We start from the raw sequence: 14,715 nt of genomic DNA on the forward strand, positions 1-14,715 counted from the left end.
GGGCGAAAGGCATGCGGTCGAATGACTTAGGACTCTCCAAGGACCGACTCACCGGATCCACTCTCTTACTGACGGAACGTCTTGGGAGGTCGGATGACGACGCGGGTCGAGGACTTGCGGGACGAGACTCCGAGCCGGCTCACGCTGGTGGCCGGGGACGACGGGGTGACTTATGAGTGGAGTGACCGGGAACGGTCCGGTGGCGGAAGGGTCAGGCCAGGCGAGACCGTTGAGGTCCTGTTGGCCTCCGCGCCTGCGGACCTCGATCCCGTCTCGCAAGCGGCCACCGAGGCGTCCGCGAGTCTGATCAAGGATGCTGCGGACGCGGCGCGGGTCACGCAGAAGCGATTGGGGCAAGCGTTCAACAGCTACTTGTGGATGTTGTGGTTGTTGTTCGGCATCGGCGTCTTGGCGGTTGCCGCCGCGATTGTCCGGGGGCTTACCGCGGATTCGACCGCCGCTGTGGCCACCACGGGCATCTTCGCCGGCCTGTCGGCGACGTCGTTCGTAGCGTCCTTCCTGCTGCGGCCGACCGGAAGGATGGCGGACGCGGGACCACGCGCCGCCTGGGCGCAAGCGGTCGTCACCACGTTCTGGACCAAGCTCGGCTACATGAACGACCCGGAAGAGGCGCTGCAGCAACTGGATCAGGCCGCCGCCTCGATGCAGAAGGCCATGATTTCGTACCTCAACAGCTCGGACGCATCGCAGCAAGCGTGGGCGGCGGAACTCGAAGGCCGTGAATCGACGGAGTGGAAGGAAGCGCGAAATGCCCAGGAATCGTCGCAGCACCCCCGGCATGAAGCCCGCGCCCGGACTTGAGGTCGTCCCGCACGAGAAGCGGGCCCTGCTTCCCAGGCCCGTTCCTCGCGAAAGGCCGTCCCACTCGCCGAACACCCTCCCCAGAACTCAACTGAGCAAGGGCATCGCCGAGAAGCCTGACACCGGCTTCTTGTTGTGGTCGGGCCCGGGGGTCGCCGTGATGTTCGACGCGGCCGCCATCGAGAAGGACGGCGACCAACTGGTACTCCGGACCGGCGACGGTGAGGAGATCGCGCGACTCGGGCTGAGCCACGTGGTGAGGTGGGCGGACCTCACCACATAGCCACTCAGCCCATCGTTTTCTGGCCGTCGATCGTCTCGCGGATGATGTCGGCGTGGCCGGCGTGCTGGGCGGTTTCCGCGGTGATGTGCAGGAAGACCCGGCGTACCGTCCAGAAGACACCCGGCGGTTGCCACGGCGCGGCCGGGAGCTCGTAGCTCGCATTGAGGTCGAGCGTCCGGACGAGATCGTCGGTGGCAGCCGCGACCTTCTCGTACTCGGCCAGTACGCCGGCCAGCGTCTCCCCCTCGGCCAGCCGGAACTGGTTCTCCCACTCGGCGATCATCTCCGGCGTGAACTCGACCTCCGCCGGAACCTCCTTGCCCCCACCGTTCTGCGCGAACTCGGCCCAGTTCTGCTCGACCGCGGTCACGTGCTTGATCAGCCCACCGATCGTCAACTCGCTGACCGTGCTGCGCGTGTTGGCCTGCTCGTCGGTCAGCCCCTCAGCGGTGTGCCGCAGGAAGTACCGGTGCTTACCCAGAAAGTCCAGAATGTCGTCCCGCTCACCAGTCACGATCCGCTCCTTCGTAGTCATGCCTCCACCCTAAAGACGGTAGCGGCCAACTTCTGACCTCTACTCCCACCACTTCCTTACGCGACCACCTGATCCTGCCGGAGCGGGTTAGCCGGGGTTCGGGGCAGTGCCCGGCCTCTCGGCCACATCGACTGGGGCGTACCGAGCGGTCGGTTCAGCGGCAGCCGAGCCAGACCAGGCGGTTGGTGAAGGCGCCTTTTTCGGCGGCTTTGGATTGGCGGAGTTGCTCGAGCGTTGGGTGGTCGGTGCCTAGGTCGGCGGCCAAGGCGTAGACGACTTCCAGTACGTCTGCCAGTTCTTCGATGGCGGCGGTGGAGTCGGCGGCGAGGAACTCGTCGACCTCTTCGAGCAGCTTGTCGCGGAGCCGTTGGCGGTACTCGGCTGGGGCGGCGACATAGGTGATCGGGTCTTCGCCATTGGCGCGGATGAAGTCTGGGATGCGGTCTCTGACCAGCTTGCCGTCGCTCATAAACCCGGCTCCGGCTTGGGGAAGCCGGTCCAGCGGAGGTCTTTGGGCAGGTGTCGCATGTCGTTGTAAACAAGGGCTGTTGCAGGACGACCTGGGGTGTAGCGAAGGACGGTGAGGGCCGCGTTGCAGTGGTTGAGCGCGAGCCAGCGCCAGCCAGGTGCGCCCAAAGCCTGGGTGACGAGATACCCGACCAGGAAGTTGTGCGTGATCAGCAACTCGTGTCGATCCTCGGGCCCCTCGGCTGGACCGGTGAAGAGCTCCAGAGCCTGGCGCGCAAGCGGCGGCCCCTCTTGCAGCTCATCAGGCGTGAACTGCCCCAGCACGTTACGCACGAAGTCGGCGTACTCAGCCGGTACTTCGCCAGCCGCCGGCGCAGCAGGAAGATAATCACCGGCCGCCGCCGAGCCCTCCGCCGGAACACCCGCCCGCAACTGCCCACCAACCACCCCAGCCGTCTCCACCGCCCGCGGCAACGGACTGTGATGAAACGCCGCGAACCGCACGTCCCGAAGCCGCTTCCCCAGCAACTCTGCCTGCCGACGCCCCTTCCCCGTCAACCCACTCTGATCCGGCAACGCCTCCCCATGCCGAGCGATATACAGGTACCGAGTAGCGGACATTCCGGCCTCCCTACGCTCCAGCGATCCTCACACAACCACGGTCCTCGGATAAGCCATTCACTCACAGGCGCAGGCATGTCACGCTCGAGTGGTGAGCACTAGGGACAGCGAGGATGAGCACGGAAAACCGGTACCACCGCCAACCTGGCCGGGTGATCCCGAGCTGCCCCCAGGCGCCGCCCTCCACCGCGAAACCGTCACGAATCCGGACAGCACGACTACTGAAACAGTCACCATCGCGGAGCTGTGAGCAACGAGCCGGGGCATGACCCGTCGGGGCATTTAGTGTGCCTGGACGGCGGCGTCGATCCGCGGTGCTGCCTGGCGAGGGGTGGGCGAATGGACATGGACCGGAGGCGGTTGCTCGCGCTCGGAGCGGGGGCAGCCGTGGCTGCTGGGGTCACCGGAGCAGCGCCGACAGCACAGGCGACGGGCACGACCACGGGCACAAGCGGCGTACCGTCCGATGCCGCGCTGGCGCGGAGGCTGGGGCTGCGGAGCAAGTACGCGAAAGGTCAGCACTACGTCATCGGCGGTCACGGTGAGCCGCTGGTACTGCTGCCAGGCTGGCCACAAACCTGGTGGTCCTTCAACAAGATCCTGCCCGCGCTGGCCAAGCGCTACACGGTGATCGCCGTCGACCTGCGCGGCATGGGCGGATCAGCCAAGCCGGCCGACGGCTACGACAAGAAGACCATGGCCGCCGATGTCTACAACCTGGTCCGCCACCTCGGCTACGACTCGGTCAACATCGCCGGTCACGACATCGGTGCGATGGTCGCGCACAGCTTCGCGGTCAACCACCGCGCCGCGACCCGCAAGCTCGTACTGATGGACGTCGGCCACCCCGACCCGTCGCTGTACGACCTGCCGCTACTTGTCCGCCCCGGGCAAGGCTTCAGCCTGTGGTGGTTCGCGTTCAACCAGGTCCAGGGCCTGCCCGAGAAGCTGATCACCGGCCGGTCGCGGCACATCGTCGACTATTTCATGGACGCCTTCCCACCGGATCCGTCGGCGATCGACGAGCTCTCGAGGCGCGTCTACGCCCACGCGTACGCCGGTCCGGACGCGATCCGCGCCGGCAACGCGTGGTACCAGGGCTTCCACCAGGACGTCGTCGACTTCGCCGGCTACGGCAAGATCACCGCGCCGTTCCTCGGTCTGACGTCGGAGTACAGCTACGAGTCCAACCTGGCTGTCTGGTCCGGCCAGGGCACCGACGTACGGGTCCACAAGGTCCCCGGGACCGGCCACTTCCTCGCCGAGGAGAACCCACAGGCAGTGATCAGCGAGCTGACCACCTTCCTCGGCTAGCCGACAGCGAGGGCGTCCAACAGCCCCGGGAAGGCCTTGTCGAGATCGTCGCGACGGAGTGCGTTGAGGCGGGATGTGCCGACGTAGTACTGCCGGATCAGTCCCGCCTCACGCAGCACCTTGAAGTGATGCGTTGCGGTCGACTTGTGCACCGCGATGTCGAAGTCGCCGCACTTGATGTCGTGGTCCGCGGCGTCGAGCTGCTGGACGATGCTCCGGCGGACCGGGTCGACGATCGCCTCCAGCACCTGCTGGAGCTCGAACTCGGAGACCTCGGGATGCTGCGGCGCACGTGCCATGACCCCGATAATACGACATCCATCATAGTTTGATGGATTTCAAAGTTTGACAGTTCTCAAACTTCCGCCTTGACTGGGCGCATGACGACGACCGTGCGCTTCCACGCCACCGGCGGCCCCGACGTACTCCGCCTGCACGACCTCGATCCAGGCGAGCCCGGCCCCGGCGAGGTGCTGCTGCGGATCGACGCGATCGGCCTCAACCGCGCGGACATCCTGTTCCGCAGCGGCAACTACATCGAGTCGGTGCGGCAGTTCCCCGCCGGCCTCGGCAGCGAAGCCGCCGGCGTGATCGAGGCGCTCGGCCCCGGCGTCACCGGCTTCACGATCGGCCAGCCGGTCAGCGTCATCCCCAACTTCTCCCAGAACGACTACCCCCTGTACGCCGAACGCGCGCTGGCCCCCGTCACCGCCCTCATCCCCCGCCCCGACTCCGTCGACGCCGTCTCCGGCGCGGCCGTCTGGATGCCGTACCTGACCGCGTACGGCGCGATGGTCGAGATCGCCCACATCCGCCCCGGCGACGTCGTAGTCATCAACGCCGCCTCCAGCAGCGTCGGCCTGGCCGCCATCCACACCGCCAACCGCCTAGGCGCAACCCCGATCGCCATCACCCGCACAACCGCCAAACGCCAGCGGCTCCTTGAGGAGGGCGCGGCCGAGGTCATCGTCTCCGGAGAGGAGAACGGGCTGGGGCAAGGGCGCCGGGATGGGCTGGGCCAAGGCGACGGGCAGGAACGCCAAGGCGGCGGGCTCGCGAGCAGCATCCTCGAGCTGACCGGCGGGCGAGGTGCCGAGTACATCTTCGATGCCGTGGCCGGCCCAGGAGTCGCCGAGCTCGCGCGAGCGGTCGCCCCCGACGGCACCCTCTTCCTCTGGGGAGCATCCAGCGGCCAGCCGACGCCGTACCCAGGCTTCGACCTCGGCATGCCCGCCCTCAACCTCCGCACGTACACCGTCCACGAGATCACCCGGCACCCAGAACGGTTGCGCAGAGCAACAGCCTTCGTCTCCAGCGGCCTGCAAAGCGGCGCCTTCAAACCCACCGTCGACCGCCTCTTCACCCTCGACAACATCATCGAAGCCCACAAGCACCTCGAATCCAACACCCACTTCGGCAAACTGGTCGTCACCGTCCCCCGCTGATCCGGTCAGCTACGCTGCCCGCGAATGCCTTGTGGACGCAAGGCATTCAGAGCACATAGCTCGCGATCATCTGGCCGAGCTGCCGGATGTCCGAGGTCCCCTTGAACTCGAGGCGGACCTTGCCCAATCCGCTGAACCACAGGTCCAGCTCGGCATCGAGGTCGAAGGTGCCGGCGGTCTCGACCGAGAACGCCTGGATCTTCTTGTAGGGCAGCGAGGTGAAGTCCCGCTTCCGGCCGGTCATCCCCTGGACGTTCACGGCGATCAGACGCTTGTCGGTGAAGACGACGAAGTCCCGGACCGCCTTGAAGCACGACACGAGCTGTTCGCCTGGGATCAGCAGTGGAGCCACCATCGGACCGAGGTCGCCGACCGCGGCCGGACTGAGCTTGAAAACAGAACCGTTCGAGAAGTCGATCATCCCGCCAGGCAATCACAAGCAGGCCTTGTACCTCGCTCACCTCGCGGCGGAATCCAGCACCTACTTCGGCAAACTGGTCGTCACCGTCCCCCGCTGATCGCGGACGCGAATTGTCCGGGTGATGTTCTAGCGTGCGAGGTATGACTGAAGACGCTCTGGTGTTGGAGGACGTTCGGCTGCGCGGTGCCTTCCTGCGCGACGTGCGGCTGATCGGCGCTGAGCTCCACAACGTCGAGATCACCGGCGACATCCAGAACGTGTCGATCAACGGAGTCGACATCGGCCCCTTGATCGAGGCCGAACTGGATCGCCGCGACCCTGACCGCGTCAAGGTCCGCCCGTCCGACCCCGACGGCTTCCGCGCCGCCTGGGATCTCCTCGAGCAACGATGGGACGAGACCGTCACCAAGGCGCGCGCCCTGCCGCCAGACCTCCTGCACGAGAGCGTCGACGGCGAGTGGTCCTTCATCGAGACGCTGCGCCACCTCGCCTTCGCCACCGACGCCTGGATCCGCCGGGCGATCCTCGGCGACCCCACCCCGTGGCATCCCCTCGACCTCCCGTGGGACGAGATGGACGACACCCCCGGCATACCACGCGACCGCGCCGCCCGCCCCTCCCTCGACGAAGCCCTCGCCCTGCGCACGGACCGGATGGCCACCGTCCGCCAGTACGTCGACCAGCTCACCGACGAGCAACTCGCCGCCGACACCACCCCGCTCACCGGAGCCGCCGGCTGGCCCCGCCCGATCAGCTACCCGGTCCGCGAGTGCCTCCACATCGTCCTCAACGAGGAGTACATGCACCGCCTGTACGCCGAACGCGACCTCGCCGTCCTGGCCGAAAACTGAGAAATGTCGAGCGAGCCGGCGACGCCTCGACCTATGGCCATGGACCAACAACTGCTCACGTTCCTGGAAGCGCAACGAACCCGGGTCTTCGGAGTCATCGAAGGACTCACCCCGGAGCAACTCACGAAGCCCGTACTGCCCTCAGGCTGGACGGTCCTCGGCATGGTCGAGCATCTCGGACATGCCGAGCGCCACTGGTTCCAGCAGGTCGCCCTGGGCTCCGCCACCCCACTCCCTTGGCCGGACGACCCGACGGAAGCCGACGAGAACCCCTTCACTTCGGGACTCTCGGCGGAGACCGTCTTCGGGTTCTATCGCGACCAGATCGCCCGCGCCAACGAAGTACTGGCGACGGTCCCCTGGGACACGCCGCCGGTCGGTGATCACGGCCACGGCGACACCAGCCAGATCACCGACCTGCGTTTCATCGTGCTGCACCTGATCGAGGAGACCGCCCGCCATCTCGGCCACCTCGACGCCGCCCGCGAACTGATCGACGGGAGGACCGAGCTGGGCCAGGACTCGCTATGACGCCAGTCGCTCCGGCGAGAGGTTGAGCCGGCGCAGCAGCTGGGCGTTGAGCGCGACCACGATCGTCGACAGCGACATCAGCACCGCGCCGGCCGCGGGCGACAGGACGATCCCGGCGAAGGCCAGGACGCCGGCCGCCAGCGGTACGGCGATGATGTTGTACCCCGTCGCCCAGACCAGGTTCTGCCACATCTTGCGGTAGCTCGCCTTCGACAGATCGATCACCGACAGCACCGCGCGCGGATCGTCAGCGGCCAGTACGACGCCTGCCGATTCGATCGCGACATCCGTACCGGCGCCGATCGCGATCCCGACCTCGGCCCGAGCCAGCGCCGGCGCGTCGTTCACGCCATCACCGACCATCGCCACCTTCAATCCACGCGCCTGCAACTCGGCCACCTTGGCGTCCTTGTCGTGCGGCAGTACCTCCGAGAACACCTCGTCGATCCCCAACTCAGCCGCCACCGCCTCGGCCACCTGATGCGCGTCGCCAGTGATCATCGCGATCTTCACCCCACGCTTGTGCAGCGCATCGACAGCCTGCCGCGACTCATGCCGGACCTCGTCCTCCAACGCCACCGCGCCGAGCACCTGACCATCCCGAACCACCTGCAGAACCGCCGCCCCACGCGCCTTCCACTCACCGATCGCCGCGTCCAACGACGCAGGAACCTGTACTCCGGACTCGCGCAGCAACGCAGGTCCGCCTACCGACACATGAGCGCCGTCAACCACAGCCTCGACCCCACGCCCGGTCAGCGACCTGAAGTCGGACGCCTTCAAGCGCGCCGCACCAGCCTCCGCTGCCGCCCGCACGATCGCCTTCGCCAACGGGTGCTCACTGTCCGACTCCACCGCCGCGGCGATCGCCAGCAACTCGTTGTCAGCAACGGAAACCGTCGCCACGCCGGTGACCGCCGGCTCGCCCTTCGTCAGCGTCCCGGTCTTGTCGAACAGCACCACGTCGATCGTCCGCATCCGCTCCAGGGCCAACCGGTTCTTGACCAGGACGCCGGCCTTCGCCGCACGCTCGGTCGAGATCGCGATCACCAGCGGGATGGCCAGCCCGAGGGCGTGCGGGCAGGCGATCACGAGCACGGTGACGGTTCGCGTGACCGCTTCGTCCAGCTTGCCGAGCAGGCTCCAGACCAGGAAGGTGATGACGCCTGCGGTGGAGGCGAAGTAGAACAGGAACGCGGCCGCGCGATCGGCGAGCGCCTGGGCTCGGGATGACGACGCCTGCGCCTCGGCGACCAGGCGCTGGATGCCTGCCAGGGCGGTGTTTTCGCCCACGGCGGTGATCTCGACCCGGAGGGCGCTGTCGGTGGCGACCGTACCGGCGACGACCTGGTCGCCGACGGCGCGGAGTACCGGACGGGATTCGCCGGTGATCATCGATTCGTCGACCTCGGCCTGGCCGTCGACCACCTGGCCGTCGGCGGGTACCCGGCCGCCGGAACGGACCAGCACGACATCACCTTCGGAGAGGTTGCTCAGGGCAACTTCGACGACGCCGTCGTCGGTGACCTTCTCGGCGGTGTCCGGCAGCAGCGCGGCCAGTGCGTCGAGCGCACCGGAGGCGGCGCCGAGCGCTCGCATCTCCAGCCAGTGCCCGAGCAGCATGATCACGATCAGCAGCGCGAGCTCCCACCAGAAGTCCAGGTCGAACCCGCCGATCCCGAGCGTCGTCACCCAGGACGCCACGAACGCGACCGAGATCGCCATCGAGATCAGCAGCATCATCCCCGGCTGGCGAGCCCTGATCTCACTCCACCCGCCGCGCAGGAACGGCTGCCCGCCGTAGACGAAGATGATCGTCCCGATGATCGGCGCGATCAGGTCCGCCCCGGCGAAGTCCGGCCGGCTGTAGCCGAGCAGATCCGAGAACATCTCACTGAAGAACACCACCGGCACCGCCAGCCCGAGGCTGATCCAGAACCGGTCCTTGAACTGCGCCGCGTGATCCCCATGCCCCGAATGCCCACCGTGCCCGCCATGCTCGTGCCCACCGTGCTCGTGCTCACCATGGGAGCCGTGGTCAGCGTGTTCGTCCGCCGACCTGGCGTGGTGGTCGTGGGTGGCGGGCGCAGCGCCCGAGCCGTGTTCGTCGCTCATCGTGACCTCCGTCGGTTCCCAGCGCTTCGACTATACCCCCATGGGGTATGACCGCCGCAACCCACCGCCCCTCGGGCCTATTCCCGTCCGGGACAAATTTGCTGGAGATTCGCCCCCACCCCCGGCGAGACTGACCGGATGGAAGCAGTAGAGATCGCCCGAAGGCTCGTCCAGGAGCGTTATCCACAGGCACGCGCCGCCTGGCTCGGCGGCAGCGTTGCCCAGGGCACCGCCACCTCGACCTCGGACCTCGACATCACCGTCCTCCTCCCCGGCCCGCCCGCCCCACTGCGCGAATCACTCCGGTACGCCGGTTGGCCGGTCGAACTCTTCGTCCACACCGAGGCATCCCTCGCCCACTACAGCGAGAAGGACCGCCGACGCCGGCAGCCGTCGATGATGCGCCTGGTCGGCGAGACGATCGTCCTGCTCGATACCGACGGCTCCGGCGCGACCCTCCGAGCGAGCGGCAAGGCTCAGATCCTGGCAGGCCCACCGCCGCTGGAAGCTCAGGACATCGCCATGCTCAGGTACAAGATCAGCGACCTGCTCGAAGACCTGATCGGCGCCGACAGCAACGACGTACGGACCGCCATCGCCACCCTCCTCTGGCTGGACGCCAGCGCCCTCCTCCTGACCGGCGCCAACCACTGGACCGGCACCGGCAAAGGCCTCCTCCGCGAACTGGCCGCCTACGACGCAACGCACACCACCGACTACGCAACCGCCCTACCCGCCGCCGTCCGCGCCGCCTCCACCGGCGACCCGACAGCGCTGATCGCCACCGTCGACACCATCCTCGAGCCCTACGGCGGCCGCCTCTTCGACGGATTCCAGTTGTCCGGCGACTGATCCGGGCAGTCGCCAGCGCTCATCGCGCGGTGAAGTCGGCGAGTACCTCGTTGATCACGTGCTGGGCGTTGGCGGCGATGCCGGGGTTGGTGTCGCGGTAGTACGGGAGTTGAATGAGCGCCATCGACAACGCCCGCCCACGACCGCGGACCCAAGCATCGGCGTCAACCCCCAACGCCTCGCGGTAGACCTCGCGCCCAGCCGCAGGCAGCAGATTCCAGGCAGGAATCAGATCGCAAGCCGGATCCCCGACCCCTGCGGTAGCGAAGTCGATCACCGCCGCAAGCCGTCCGCCGTCGGTCACCAACAGATTCGACGGCATCAGATCGGCATGCACCCAGCACGGCGAACTCGCCGGCGCCGCCAGCGCCGACTCCCAAGCCGCCAACGCGGTCCCCGTATCAATCCACCCCTCCAACTGCACCAGCGCCTTCCGCGTCTCCTCATCCTGCGAAGACAACGGCCCACCCCGGTACGCCGCCGGCGCCTCGATCCCCTCGCCGCCCAGGCCGTCCGGCACGTCGGTCCCCGCGGCCGATGCCCTGCTCGGCCCGGCGGTCCCCTCGCCCCCTGCCCTGGCCGGCGCGTCGATCGAGCGCATTGCTCGGACGAATCCGGCGAGATCTTCCGCCAGGCCGACCGGCTCGCGCACCTCACCAGCAACCGCGATCGACCCCGGGATCCACTCCTGCACCAGCCACGGCCACGGATACCCGTCGGCCGGCTCCCCCAGCGCCACCGGCGTCGGGATCCGTACCGGCAGCAGCGGCGCGAGTCGTGGCAACCACTCGAACTCCTTCTCGATGTCCGGCACCCCACCCGCGATCCGCGGCAACCGCACGGTCAGCGAATCCCCCAGCCGGTACATCGCATTGACCGTCCCACTCGACGGAATCTCGGCCACCGCCAGCCCGCTCCATCGCGGAAACTGCCCCGCCACCAAGCGCAGTACCAGCTCGTCGTCGATCAACGCCTCGTTCGCATGCATCCGGCCCATACCGTCATCCAAACCCAGCCAGCCCGAATCTCAGAACGAATTTCGCCGCCGCATCCGCCGCGGCCGACCGTCCGGGTCATAGACATGGTCGTAGAGCGGCCGTGCCCAGACCCTTGCCACCCGCCCGACCGGCACCGGCTCATGCCGCCGCAGCTGCCCCGCCGGCCGCACCCCGACCTCACCCTCCGCATGCCAAGAGTCCAGCGCCTGAGCCGCAGCCCGAAACTGCTCAAAACCCTTAACCGGGTCAAGTTCGGGCTCGACCCCCAGATGCTCTGACCAGAGCTCCGCCCGCACCGACCGCGCCAACCCTTCCCCCACCACCGCACACGTCAGCTCGCTGTCGTTGGTCCACGAGCGCCGGTTGAAGTTGTCCGACCCACACGTGAACCACTCGTCATCGACCACGCAGACCTTCGCGTGCACGTAGATCGGTGTACCGGCCGCGTTCTCCAGGTCGTACACCGCGAACCGATCCGGCGCCACGGAATGCAACATGTCGAGCGCCTGCAGTTGCCCGTACCGCGCCGGCGGTCCGCTGATCCGCCCGTCCGCATCCGGGTACCGCGGCACCACCGCGATCACCCGCAACTCCGGCGACCGCTCCAGCGCCTCACACAACCCCTCGGCCACCACCGACGACCACAAGTACTGGTCCTCGACATAGATCAACCGCCGCGCCCGCCCGAACGCCTTCCGGTACGCCCGCGCGATGCTGTACTCCCCCTTCGGCGCGAAGCGGAACGGCGGATGCTTGTGCCCGAACGTCCGCAACACCTGCACCGAGTGCTCCCCGGCCGCCGGCGGATCCGGAAACCTCTCCGGCAGCTTCGACGGATGCCGCGGCATGTCCGCCTTCCGCTGCACGAACATCCGGTACGGCGTACGCCGGTCGAGCGGATGCGGATCGTCCCACCGCTCGACGAAGGTGCGGAGCACATCCCCGACGACCGGCCCGCGCAGCTCGAGAGCCGCGTCATGCCACGGCGTCCGATTCCCGTACCGAGGATCCATCGGCGCCTGCTGCGGATCACCCAGATGCCGAGCGTCGTCGCGCCGCTGGTGACTCAGATCGATCCCACCCACGTACGCGACGTCCTTGGCCGCTTCACCCCGGTGCCGGATCACGAACAACTTCTGATGATGCGAAGCCAGCCGCCGCACCCGCTGATCGAGCAGTACCTCTGCCCCGGCCTCATTCAGCTCGGCCCCCAGCCGCTGATTCTCCTGCGCGTTGAACTGCACATGATCCGAATGCGACCGCCACAACAACCCCCGCACCTCGACCCCGGACTTGGCGAGGTCACACAGCACCTCGCCGACAGACGGCCCACCCTTATAGAGGATCTCGTCCGCATCCCCACGCCAGTCGGTGAAGTACACCCGATCGCCGGCACCCAGCGCGCACAGTTCGTCGTACAGCCGCTGGAAGTAGACGGCGCCGTGCACGAGCAGCCGGACCGAGTTTCCCTCCGTCCACGCACCCTCGAGGTCAGTGGCAGGGTTGCCCCGCTCCTCAGCCGTCAGAAACCAGTCACTCATCCGCTCCCAGTACCCCGGCCAACCCAGTCCGAACTCCACGGGTTGCTCGAGACCACTGGACGGTGACAACGAGTAAGTAGGTGATGGCACCAACGGGCGCCACCCAGATTCGGTAGAAGGGGAAGTTGCCGCTGGCTGCGGTGATGAAGAAGACGGTGGCGATGGTGACGCAGCCGACGACCGCGCCCCGGCGCTGGGAGTCGCGGGCTGTGCTGGGCAGGGGGCCCAGCTGGCGGTCCAGAGCTGCGGCAACCGCGGAGAGAGCGGCGATGGCGGTGAGCGCGACGATCAGCATGCCGGGTGGGCCGCCCAGGAAGGCAGCGAAGACGTTGGCGCCGGCGAAGAGGCCGACGACCAGGAGGGTCAGGAAGGCTCCGGCTCCCAGGTGACGGAGCTGGCGGCCGCGGAGGTCGACGGCTTCGGCGGAGCGGAGGATGCCGGCGGGGGCGGTGAGGCGGCGGAGTACGAAGTACAGGCCTGCGAGGGTGAGCGCCGCGGTCAGGGCGAAGACGATCGTCAGGACAGTCGAGCGGGTCGGCGAGATGAACTGGTGAAGCTCGCCGTCGCCGAAGTCGCAGGTGGCGTGTGGGGGCAGCCATGAGCTGGTGATGCGCAGGCCGTTGCCCTCGGCCAGGGGAAAGGCCTGCTGGCAGTCGCGATCCGGGTCGTACCAGCTCGGCATCGACGCCGACACCGCCAGACTCCACCCAAGCATCGCCACCAGCCCCAGCGCCAGCACGCTCCCCGCCCGGCGCGTCAGCACGCTCCCCGCTGTGCCCGTCAGCACGCACACCGCCGGCGCGTCAGCACGCACAACGGGCGCGTCGGCACGACGCCCGCTTGCCGCGTCAGCACGGCGCCTGGCCGATGGTCGAGCCGGTGATCGGGATGCAGTCGAGGAGCATCTGCTCGGGGTCTCCAGTACTTGACGACGTGATCTGGTCGACCAGTAGACGCACCGCTTGGCGCCCGAGTTCGCGTCGCGGGACCTCGAACCCGCTCAGCTCCGGGTGGCCCGCTGGTTGGCCGAGCACCGCGAGCGACAACTCAGCTGGCACCCGGATGTCGTGCACCGCGTCCAGCAAGGCGGCCGAGAGCAACCCGGTGTCGGTCTCCTCGACGACGACGGCCGTCACCCCCTCGCCACGCCAGCGCTCGACCAACTCGCGGACCTCGGACCCCAAGGCGCCGACCTCGGCGTCGGCGGCGCGCACGACGATTCGGCGTACCGGCAACCCGGCCGAGGCAGCTGCGGTGAGGACGCCTCGCTCGCGGTCGGTCGAGGAGAGGGCGTCGTCGAGCGAGCGGAGGTAGCGGATCTCGCGGTGGCCGGCCTCGACCAGGCGGTTGACGACGGCGGCGGAGGCCGCGACGTAGTCCACTCCGACGTACGGGATCCGGCCCGCCAACTCGTCGCGCCGGCCGATGTAGACGAGCGGAAACCCACCACCAAGCAACCAGTCGATCGGCTCCTCCGGCACATGCCGCCCGAAGAACAGGCACCCATCGGCAACCCGGGTCCGCCGAATCGCCGTCTTGTCGTCCGCCCTCGCCCCGAGACCGCCGGTTCCGGTGAAGAGGATGAGGTCTTGGCCGAGGGCGGCCGCCTCCTCCTCGATGCCGGCCAGGATCGGGTAGTAGAAGCCATCGACCGCGGTCGGGAACGCCGACGCGAAGGTGTACACGCCGATCATGTGGTTGCGCGACGACGCCAGCCGGGTAGCGACCGGATCCGGCACATAGCCGAGCGTCTCCGCCGCCTTCAGCACCCGGAGCCGGGTCGACTCCGCCAGCCGCATGCCGTCGGTGTTCCCGGACAGGATCAGCGAGACCGTCGTCTGCGAAACCCCGGCAGCGGCGGCGATATCCGCCTGACGCGGCGCCCTTGCCATACACCTCACCTTAGCTAATACGGATT

The 14,715-nt window shown here is 67.8% G+C and carries 18 protein-coding genes; 8 read left to right on the forward strand and 10 right to left on the reverse strand.

Annotated elements, in window-relative coordinates; all coding sequences use genetic code 11:
- The first annotated feature begins 93 nt into the window (after nt 1–93).
- Both ABD768_RS08250 and ABD768_RS08255 read left to right on the forward strand, forming a co-directional pair.
- The gene (locus ABD768_RS08250) at nt 94–822 is read left to right on the forward strand and encodes a hypothetical protein (RefSeq protein WP_344839075.1); all 729 of its coding nucleotides are present in this window, start codon (nt 94–96) and stop codon (nt 820–822) included.
- Nucleotides 800–1,105, forward strand: a complete 306-nt coding sequence (locus ABD768_RS08255; RefSeq protein WP_344839078.1) for a hypothetical protein — start codon at nt 800–802, stop codon at nt 1,103–1,105. Before ABD768_RS08250 ends, ABD768_RS08255 begins: the two co-directional genes overlap by 23 nt.
- 4 nt (nt 1,106–1,109) lie before the next feature.
- On the opposite strand, the gene ABD768_RS08260 is transcribed toward ABD768_RS08255, so the two are convergent.
- The 3 genes from ABD768_RS08260 to ABD768_RS08270 all read right to left on the reverse strand — a co-directional run bounded on the left by ABD768_RS08260 (nt 1,110) and on the right by ABD768_RS08270 (nt 2,729).
- Nucleotides 1,110–1,640 (reverse strand): DinB family protein, encoded by a 531-nt coding sequence (locus ABD768_RS08260; RefSeq protein ID WP_344839080.1) that lies wholly within the window; start codon nt 1,638–1,640, stop codon nt 1,110–1,112.
- 154 nt (nt 1,641–1,794) lie between these two features.
- Nucleotides 1,795–2,109 (reverse strand): nucleoside triphosphate pyrophosphohydrolase, encoded by a 315-nt coding sequence (locus tag ABD768_RS08265; protein WP_344839082.1) that lies wholly within the window; start codon nt 2,107–2,109, stop codon nt 1,795–1,797.
- Complete coding sequence (locus tag ABD768_RS08270) at nt 2,106–2,729, reverse strand: histidine phosphatase family protein (protein WP_344839084.1); 624 nt, start codon at nt 2,727–2,729, stop codon at nt 2,106–2,108. Before ABD768_RS08270 ends, ABD768_RS08265 begins: the two co-directional genes overlap by 4 nt.
- Before the next feature lie 91 nt (nt 2,730–2,820).
- Here ABD768_RS08270 and ABD768_RS08275 point away from each other — a divergent pair, with 91 nt between their 5' ends.
- Nucleotides 2,821–2,979: a hypothetical protein gene (locus ABD768_RS08275; RefSeq protein WP_344839086.1), complete on the forward strand. Its 159-nt coding sequence runs from the start codon at nt 2,821–2,823 to the stop codon at nt 2,977–2,979.
- An 89-nt stretch (nt 2,980–3,068) separates the two neighbouring features.
- Nucleotides 3,069–4,043: an alpha/beta fold hydrolase gene (locus tag ABD768_RS08280; protein WP_344839089.1), complete on the forward strand. Its 975-nt coding sequence runs from the start codon at nt 3,069–3,071 to the stop codon at nt 4,041–4,043.
- Here the strand turns inward: ABD768_RS08280 and ABD768_RS08285 are convergent.
- Nucleotides 4,040–4,342, reverse strand: a complete 303-nt coding sequence (locus ABD768_RS08285; RefSeq protein WP_343973222.1) for an ArsR/SmtB family transcription factor — start codon at nt 4,340–4,342, stop codon at nt 4,040–4,042. The two genes, ABD768_RS08280 and ABD768_RS08285, sit on opposite strands and share 4 nt — an antisense overlap.
- 81 nt (nt 4,343–4,423) lie before the next feature.
- Between ABD768_RS08285 and ABD768_RS08290 the strand changes: the two genes are divergently transcribed.
- A complete protein-coding gene (locus ABD768_RS08290) occupies nt 4,424–5,488 on the forward strand; it encodes a zinc-dependent alcohol dehydrogenase family protein (protein ID WP_344839092.1) in 1,065 nt (354 codons plus the stop codon).
- Between the two features lie 46 nt (nt 5,489–5,534).
- On the opposite strand, the gene ABD768_RS08295 is transcribed toward ABD768_RS08290, so the two are convergent.
- Complete coding sequence (locus ABD768_RS08295) at nt 5,535–5,909, reverse strand: PH domain-containing protein (protein ID WP_343973228.1); 375 nt, start codon at nt 5,907–5,909, stop codon at nt 5,535–5,537.
- A gap of 140 nt (nt 5,910–6,049) precedes the next feature.
- On the opposite strand from ABD768_RS08295, the gene ABD768_RS08300 reads away from it, so the two are divergent.
- Both ABD768_RS08300 and ABD768_RS08305 read left to right on the forward strand, forming a co-directional pair.
- Nucleotides 6,050–6,760 (forward strand): DinB family protein, encoded by a 711-nt coding sequence (locus tag ABD768_RS08300; protein WP_344839096.1) that lies wholly within the window; start codon nt 6,050–6,052, stop codon nt 6,758–6,760.
- A 39-nt stretch (nt 6,761–6,799) separates the two neighbouring features.
- Nucleotides 6,800–7,291, forward strand: a complete 492-nt coding sequence (locus ABD768_RS08305; RefSeq protein WP_344839098.1) for a DinB family protein — start codon at nt 6,800–6,802, stop codon at nt 7,289–7,291.
- On the opposite strand, the gene ABD768_RS08310 is transcribed toward ABD768_RS08305, so the two are convergent.
- The gene (locus ABD768_RS08310; protein ID WP_344839100.1) at nt 7,286–9,406 is read right to left on the reverse strand and encodes a copper-translocating P-type ATPase; all 2,121 of its coding nucleotides are present in this window, start codon (nt 9,404–9,406) and stop codon (nt 7,286–7,288) included. The two genes, ABD768_RS08305 and ABD768_RS08310, sit on opposite strands and share 6 nt — an antisense overlap.
- 138 nt (nt 9,407–9,544) lie before the next feature.
- Here ABD768_RS08310 and ABD768_RS08315 point away from each other — a divergent pair, with 138 nt between their 5' ends.
- Nucleotides 9,545–10,258, forward strand: coding sequence for a nucleotidyltransferase domain-containing protein (locus ABD768_RS08315; protein WP_344839102.1), 714 nt, complete (start codon nt 9,545–9,547; stop codon nt 10,256–10,258).
- Between the two features lie 19 nt (nt 10,259–10,277).
- On the opposite strand, the gene ABD768_RS08320 is transcribed toward ABD768_RS08315, so the two are convergent.
- The 4 genes from ABD768_RS08320 to ABD768_RS08335 all read right to left on the reverse strand — a co-directional run bounded on the left by ABD768_RS08320 (nt 10,278) and on the right by ABD768_RS08335 (nt 14,689).
- Nucleotides 10,278–11,255, reverse strand: coding sequence for an aminoglycoside phosphotransferase family protein (locus ABD768_RS08320; RefSeq protein WP_344839104.1), 978 nt, complete (start codon nt 11,253–11,255; stop codon nt 10,278–10,280).
- Between the two features lie 30 nt (nt 11,256–11,285).
- Complete coding sequence (locus ABD768_RS08325; protein ID WP_344839107.1) at nt 11,286–12,797, reverse strand: phospholipase D family protein; 1,512 nt, start codon at nt 12,795–12,797, stop codon at nt 11,286–11,288.
- The gene (locus tag ABD768_RS08330) at nt 12,790–13,560 is read right to left on the reverse strand and encodes a hypothetical protein (protein WP_344839110.1); all 771 of its coding nucleotides are present in this window, start codon (nt 13,558–13,560) and stop codon (nt 12,790–12,792) included. The genes ABD768_RS08325 and ABD768_RS08330 overlap by 8 nt, the downstream gene beginning before the upstream one ends.
- Before the next feature lie 85 nt (nt 13,561–13,645).
- Nucleotides 13,646–14,689, reverse strand: coding sequence for a LacI family DNA-binding transcriptional regulator (locus ABD768_RS08335; RefSeq protein ID WP_344839111.1), 1,044 nt, complete (start codon nt 14,687–14,689; stop codon nt 13,646–13,648).
- Nucleotides 14,690–14,715 lie beyond the last annotated feature (26 nt).

The organism is Kribbella ginsengisoli (assembly GCF_039537185.1).
Lineage (GTDB): Bacteria > Actinomycetota > Actinomycetes > Propionibacteriales > Kribbellaceae > Kribbella > Kribbella koreensis.

Excerpts from the sequence above, each read along its gene's own strand:
- ABD768_RS08250 (WP_344839075.1), top strand. The coding sequence starts at position 94 with ATGACGACGCGGGTCGAGGACTTGCGGGACGAGACTCCGAGCCGGCTC.
- ABD768_RS08255 (WP_344839078.1), top strand. The coding sequence starts at position 800 with ATGAAGCCCGCGCCCGGACTTGAGGTCGTCCCGCACGAGAAGCGGGCC.
- ABD768_RS08260 (WP_344839080.1), bottom strand. The coding sequence starts at position 1,640 with ATGACTACGAAGGAGCGGATCGTGACTGGTGAGCGGGACGACATTCTG.
- ABD768_RS08265 (WP_344839082.1), bottom strand. The coding sequence starts at position 2,109 with ATGAGCGACGGCAAGCTGGTCAGAGACCGCATCCCAGACTTCATCCGC.
- ABD768_RS08270 (WP_344839084.1), bottom strand. The coding sequence starts at position 2,729 with ATGTCCGCTACTCGGTACCTGTATATCGCTCGGCATGGGGAGGCGTTG.
- ABD768_RS08280 (WP_344839089.1), top strand. The coding sequence starts at position 3,069 with ATGGACATGGACCGGAGGCGGTTGCTCGCGCTCGGAGCGGGGGCAGCC.
- ABD768_RS08285 (WP_343973222.1), bottom strand. The coding sequence starts at position 4,342 with ATGGCACGTGCGCCGCAGCATCCCGAGGTCTCCGAGTTCGAGCTCCAG.
- ABD768_RS08290 (WP_344839092.1), top strand. The coding sequence starts at position 4,424 with ATGACGACGACCGTGCGCTTCCACGCCACCGGCGGCCCCGACGTACTC.
- ABD768_RS08295 (WP_343973228.1), bottom strand. The coding sequence starts at position 5,909 with ATGATCGACTTCTCGAACGGTTCTGTTTTCAAGCTCAGTCCGGCCGCG.
- ABD768_RS08300 (WP_344839096.1), top strand. The coding sequence starts at position 6,050 with ATGACTGAAGACGCTCTGGTGTTGGAGGACGTTCGGCTGCGCGGTGCC.
- ABD768_RS08305 (WP_344839098.1), top strand. The coding sequence starts at position 6,800 with ATGGACCAACAACTGCTCACGTTCCTGGAAGCGCAACGAACCCGGGTC.
- ABD768_RS08310 (WP_344839100.1), bottom strand. The coding sequence starts at position 9,406 with ATGAGCGACGAACACGGCTCGGGCGCTGCGCCCGCCACCCACGACCAC.
- ABD768_RS08315 (WP_344839102.1), top strand. The coding sequence starts at position 9,545 with ATGGAAGCAGTAGAGATCGCCCGAAGGCTCGTCCAGGAGCGTTATCCA.
- ABD768_RS08320 (WP_344839104.1), bottom strand. The coding sequence starts at position 11,255 with ATGGGCCGGATGCATGCGAACGAGGCGTTGATCGACGACGAGCTGGTA.
- ABD768_RS08325 (WP_344839107.1), bottom strand. The coding sequence starts at position 12,797 with ATGAGTGACTGGTTTCTGACGGCTGAGGAGCGGGGCAACCCTGCCACT.
- ABD768_RS08335 (WP_344839111.1), bottom strand. The coding sequence starts at position 14,689 with ATGGCAAGGGCGCCGCGTCAGGCGGATATCGCCGCCGCTGCCGGGGTT.